This window comes from Ectobacillus sp. (assembly GCF_056992975.1).
In genome coordinates this window covers 1-5,603 of sequence record NZ_JBXKMX010000235.1, presented here as the reverse complement: position 1 = coordinate 5,603, position 5,603 = coordinate 1, and the positions used below count along the sequence as shown (strand labels likewise).

5 protein-coding genes are annotated in these 5,603 nt (G+C 38.3%); 1 reads left to right on the top strand and 4 read right to left on the bottom strand.

Annotation, left to right across the window (positions count from 1 at the left end):
• On the top strand, positions 1 to 683 hold a 683-nt coding region (locus AC11ZT_RS10865; protein WP_484059607.1), incomplete at its 5' end, for a hypothetical protein.
• Between the two features lie 38 nt (positions 684 to 721).
• Here AC11ZT_RS10865 and AC11ZT_RS10860 read toward each other — a convergent pair.
• The 4 genes from AC11ZT_RS10860 to AC11ZT_RS10845 form a co-directional block, all read right to left on the bottom strand.
• Positions 722 to 2,047 carry an APC family permease gene (locus AC11ZT_RS10860; RefSeq protein WP_484059608.1) on the bottom strand — a complete coding sequence of 442 codons (1,326 nt, stop codon included), beginning with the start codon at positions 2,045 to 2,047 and terminating at the stop codon, positions 722 to 724.
• 135 nt (positions 2,048 to 2,182) lie between these two features.
• A complete protein-coding gene (locus AC11ZT_RS10855; RefSeq protein ID WP_484059606.1) occupies positions 2,183 to 3,574 on the bottom strand; it encodes a PAS domain-containing protein in 1,392 nt (463 codons plus the stop codon).
• 214 nt (positions 3,575 to 3,788) lie between these two features.
• A complete protein-coding gene (locus AC11ZT_RS10850) occupies positions 3,789 to 4,805 on the bottom strand; it encodes a PTS sugar transporter subunit IIC (protein WP_484059605.1) in 1,017 nt (338 codons plus the stop codon).
• 391 nt (positions 4,806 to 5,196) lie between these two features.
• Positions 5,197 to 5,603: hypothetical protein (locus tag AC11ZT_RS10845; protein WP_484059604.1), on the bottom strand; the 407-nt coding region annotated here is incomplete at its 5' end.

Genomic DNA, 5,603 nt, shown 5'->3' with positions numbered 1-5,603 from the left:
CCTTATACTGGGCTAATATTTATGAAGTTGCACTAGCACCCTATCTCGCCAGCGCTGCATTTGCTGAACTATTATTTCAGAAGCAGCTTAACTTTAACGTAACATCCAAAGAAAAGAAAACCGATTCGAAATACTTCCAATTCACTCTTGCTCTTCCGCATCTACTCTTATTCTTTTCATCGATTGCTGCCATCATCTTTGGCCTATACAGTTTATACTTCAATCTATATTCATACAGTAGCATTATCGTCAACTTAATTTGGTGCTGCTATAACATTGTTGGTATTTTCGTCAGCATACTTATTTGTGTGGAAAGGCCAAAGCCAGAAGATGAAGAAAACATTCCAATGCAAAATGCCTTTGCATGGATTCGAAGTCTTTCCTCGCATAATAAATCAACATTTAATATCCATGAAATGTCTACAAATCAAGTTATATTATACAAAAATGATTATTTCCGAAATGATGCATTTAAACTGGGAGACGTAATTGAAATATCCAATCCTGAGCTTTCCGGCGTGCGGGGAGTTGTAGATGATATTTATGAACTAGATAATCGTCTCTTCTTTAAGGTACTCTTTCAATCTTTAAAGAAAACAGAATTTATGAAGGTCATACAATATGTGTTTGACCATTCCAGAGGCTATACGATTATCGATCAGGAATATATTAGTAAATATTAACAAGAACGAGGGAATATTTCCTCGTTCTTGTTTAAACATTAGATTCGTTTTTGTCGTTTCACCATCATATATACCGGAATTCCTATTACCGTGATTAAAATACCAACTATGGCATAGAGAGTACTCGTAATCAGGGTACTCATGATAATATAGATTCCCCCTACAATTCCGATGATAGGAATAATCGGATAGAGTGGTACTTGATAGGGACGTTCCATTTGCTTAAACTTATACCGCAGAATAAACACACCTGCGACTGTCATAACAAAGAAGATCCACATAACAAATACAGCTAAATTCGTTAACGTTTCGAATGACCCGGTAGCAAGATAAAGAAATGCTAAGATCCCTTCTAGTATAAAAATATTTACAGGTGTTTGAAATGTCCCGTGTATACGACTAAATACAGAAGAAAAAGGAAATAGCCCCTCTTTACTCATGGCATACGGGACTCTCACACCAGTCATAATATATCCATTTAACGCCCCAATAATAGAAATCATAATTCCCGCTGCAATAAATCCCGCTCCGGCATTACCAAATAAATAAACGGCAGCATCAGAAGCAGCCTTATGAGAGGCTACCACCTCATTCACTGGCATAACTTGAATAATCGCCATGTTCACCAGTAAATAAATCGTGATAATCAACGTTATCCCCAAAATAATCGATCTAGGTAAATCCGTTTTCGGACGCTTTAGCTCGCCGGCCATATTGCTCACATTTACCCAGCCATCATAGGCCCAAAGCGTTCCGAGAATAGCAGCTCCAAAACCTGCTGCATGAAATGTCGTCTGCGAAGCTGATGCTAAGCTATGTGCCTGTCCTTTAAGCAAGCCGAAGAAAATTATAACAACAATTGGAATAAGCTTCGCAAATGTTGTAATGACCTGCATGCGGCTTCCTAGCTTTGTCGAGATCGTATTCATTAGCATGACAAAAATGATTATACATGCCGCTACCATCTTTTGCTGAAACTCAGACATCGGGACAAAATAAGTAGCCTGCGTAGCAAACACAATGGCAAGTGCAGCAATAATCCCAGGTGTATAGACAAGCGTTTGTACCCATCCGTACAAGAACGCCCATTTTTCATTATAAAGCTCCTTTAAATATACAAACAAGCCGCCTGTTTTCGGAATGGCTGCACCTATTTCAGCAACCGTTAGAGCGGAGGCCATGGTGACAATACCGCCTACTACCCAAGCTGCCATCCCCACCCAAGCCGAACCTGCTTGTCCAAACACAGGGGATGCTTTAAAAAATATGCCTGAGCCAATTACAATTCCCATCACTACCGTAATGGCTTCTAGTAAGCTAAGCTCTTTCTTTAGATGAGCATTCTCACTATGATCCTCATTCATTTTCAAATATATCAGTCCTTTTCTAAGATGTGCATATTCTATCTTACCAAATTTCTGATCTATTTATCGCAAATTTAGAAACAGCAAAAAAACCACCCTTTACAAAAATAGAATGGTTTCTTATAGAAAAAAGAATCATATATGAAATAAATTGCGCTCCATTTTCACTCCATTGTTCGCGATATCTGTCATCTCGTTATGAAAGAAGCAACACTTGTTTCTTCCCTGTTCCTTTGCAGCATACATCGCAATATCAGCACGGCGTATTAAACTATCCAAAGTCGAAGCATCCATGGAAGAGTAGCTTACACCAACGCTTGTCGTAATTTGATAAGGGTTACCATGCAAAATAAACGGCTCGGCCATTCCAAGAAGTATGCTGTCACAAGTCGCAACAACCTGATCAATTGCTACCAAATCAGGTAGAAAGATAATAAACTCATCCCCGCCTAATCGAGCCAGTATATCCTGCTCTCGTATGTGCGCTTGAAGCCGCTTCGCTACGTCTTGTAGTAAACAATCCCCAGCTTGATGACCAAGCGTATCATTGATTGTTTTAAAATAATCCAAATCAAGAAGTAACAGAGCAAACAAACTTCCTTTATTTTGTGCATCTGCTACATACGTTTCGATATAGGAACGGAGATACCAACGATTTGGTAAACCCGTTAGAGAATCATGAAAGGCCATAAAGCGAATGCGTTCTTCGGCCTTCTTTTTATCGCGTATATCTCGGCACATAGCTGCATACATGTTTTTATTCCCTATCATCACAAGTGCAACATTTGTGTCAACAGGAATCGCCATTTGACTTTTACAAATTAGATAATGCTCTACATTCATAGAGCGATTTTCATTGCACAACTGGTAGTATCTCTCTACCTGATCCATAGGAATAGAAGTAATATCCTCTACCGTTAAGGAAAGCAATTCTTCGCGTGAATAGCCAAGCATCTTACAAGCGGTTGTATTTACGTCAACAATTGCCCCTTCATTATTTATAAGAAAATAACTATCAGCGGCTTGTTCTAGCACCATGCGAAATTTCTCTTCACTTTCGCGTAATTGTTGTTCTGCTTTTACCCTATCTGTAATATCAAACACAAAACCGAGCAAATATTCTTCTGGCGAATCAGCATTAAAGATTTTCTTTCCAGCCAATTTATAGACTGGTTGATCATCTGTTCCTACCTGGTTCTCTTCTACTAAATATTTTTTTGTATGCCATACCTCTAAATCAGATTTGCGAATTCGGTTTGCAACTTCCTCTGGGAAAAGATCAAAAATGGTATTCCCAATGATTTCATGTCTCTCAACTTGATTATTTCTACACGCCATTTCGTTTACATAAAGAGTTTGTCCTTCTTTATTTTCAAGAAAAATATGTAAAGGTAGCGCATCGAGTATCTTCGCATACAACGCTTTATTCTTCTGTAATTGTTCTTCACGCTCTTCTAATTCTTTAATCCGCCGGCGCAACTGCATTTCTATTTCTGCACATTCCTGCTTCACCGGGTCATGTTTCAACTTCTTCACACCCTTTATATTTGTTAAACGTTATATTAATCTATATACATAATAAATTTGTTATTTATGTTGTTTAATTTAGAAAAAAACACGACGGCAAGTATGCAACTAGAACTACATCCCCTCTAGTTTATCACATTTATACATAGAAAAAAGCCTTGTCACAAAATGACAAAGCTTTTTTATTTCAAGTGAGCGAAGCACCCACGTTGTATTATTGAACTTCCATTCGCAAATCTCCAGCTTTAGCCCACCCAATCGCTTTAATAGCATAATGCAAGCCAATTGTAATCGCTGCTGGAATAAGAATACCTGTTGTGATATACACCATAAATCCATACATTCCTTGTGTTGCTAAAATATTTAATGGTGCGATAAGGGAATTTAATCCAAGTCCAGCTAGTTCATACGAAACTTGAAAATGAAATCCAAGCGTTGCAATCGGTGCACTTACAACGGCTGCAACAAATGGCGGAATGACGAGCAGTGGATTTTTCACTAAATTCGGAAATTGTACTTTCGGTGTAACAACAGATTGTGCAAGAAAACCACCTAGATCATTTTCACGTAATGACATAATGGTAAATCCTACAAATTGAACCGTACAGCCAATTAAAGCCGCTGCGCTAGAAACTGGATCTAATTGAAGTGCAATAGCAAGCGCTGCTGATGATGCAGGTGACATAAGGAAGATGCTCCATACAAGTGCAATAACCATAGATGCAATCAGCGGTGAACCGTGTACAGAAGTTGTAATTTCTTTACTAATCCATTGAAGAAATGGAGTGGTAACGGCTGCAAGACCAACACCAACAATCCCTCCCACAAAAATAGCTGCTACTGGAATCGCCATCATATCAAGTTTTGTACGTCCTACTAAACGTTTACCAACCCAAACCGTAACGAGTGCTGTTAATACCGCACTAATAGGTTGTCCAGATACAAGTGCAACCGATCCGTTTGCCAATACATGTGCTGCATTTCCGCCCACCGTACTCGTGACCATTGCACTGTAGATAATTAATGTATTTCCACCTAATTGATAGGCAATACCTGCACCAATAGCTGGTGCTAGCAGTGACTTTGCAACTGCTCCAATCATAATAAAGGAATCCCAACCAACAAACTTACCAAACGTCTGACACAACAAACCAATTCCAAGTGTGACCAAAACAGCATTCGCAATACCTGCAGATGCTTTATACATACGATCAATAAAATATTCTTTCATAATCTCTCTACTCCCCTTTATGAATACTTTGTCTATCTTCTCTTTTGACAAATAAAAAACCCTTCCGTTTCAGGATGGGCGCTTTGTTTATTAATGCTTGAGCGCCTCTAGTTATAAACGGCAATGGGACTCAAACAATTCCATTATTTTATCAATGGATGTTTCAGTCCTCTAGCATAATAAACAAATTATATAAGTATAGGTATTTTTTGTATATCCCATCTTATTTTCCTCATTTCATGTTGTTTTTTTGTTAGTTTAGCACCAATATTCAGAATACGCAAATAATTCTTTTATTTTTTCAAAAATAAAAACACCTCGTTTTTTATTTATTAAAAAACGAGATGCTTGAAAAGGGCTATTACTCTATTAAATTCTGAACCTGTTCAAATTATGCAAACCAATTGTGATGGGTAAACGTCCATGCCCCGACAAATGCCAATATGGTAAATAAACCAAGCACAATATGTTGCATCTTCTTTGGCAATACAACCGCGATCAGACCGTATATCGGGAACACGACACTTACATAACGAAATGTACTGTAGAACGGGACACCACGCGTATTAAACGAAAATGCAAGTATCACATTCGCAACCGTAAATAGGATAACTCCCCATCTCTCCCACGGGACATTAATACGAATGCTCCAAATTTTAAATAGGCCTATATAGACAAATAGCATACTAACAAGCCATAATCCTTGTCTTCCGTCTCGTATATCAGCAAAGATTGTCCCAAAAAACCCTTGCACCATTTGTATCCAAGGCCATTCCCAGTAATGATCCCAATTTACCT

What these genes read in the sequence shown, in the direction of transcription:
- AC11ZT_RS10860 (WP_484059608.1), bottom strand. Translation starts at nt 2,047, where the DNA reads ATGAATGAGGATCATAGTGAGAATGCTCATCTAAAGAAAGAGCTTAGC.
- AC11ZT_RS10850 (WP_484059605.1), bottom strand. Translation starts at nt 4,805, where the DNA reads ATGAAAGAATATTTTATTGATCGTATGTATAAAGCATCTGCAGGTATT.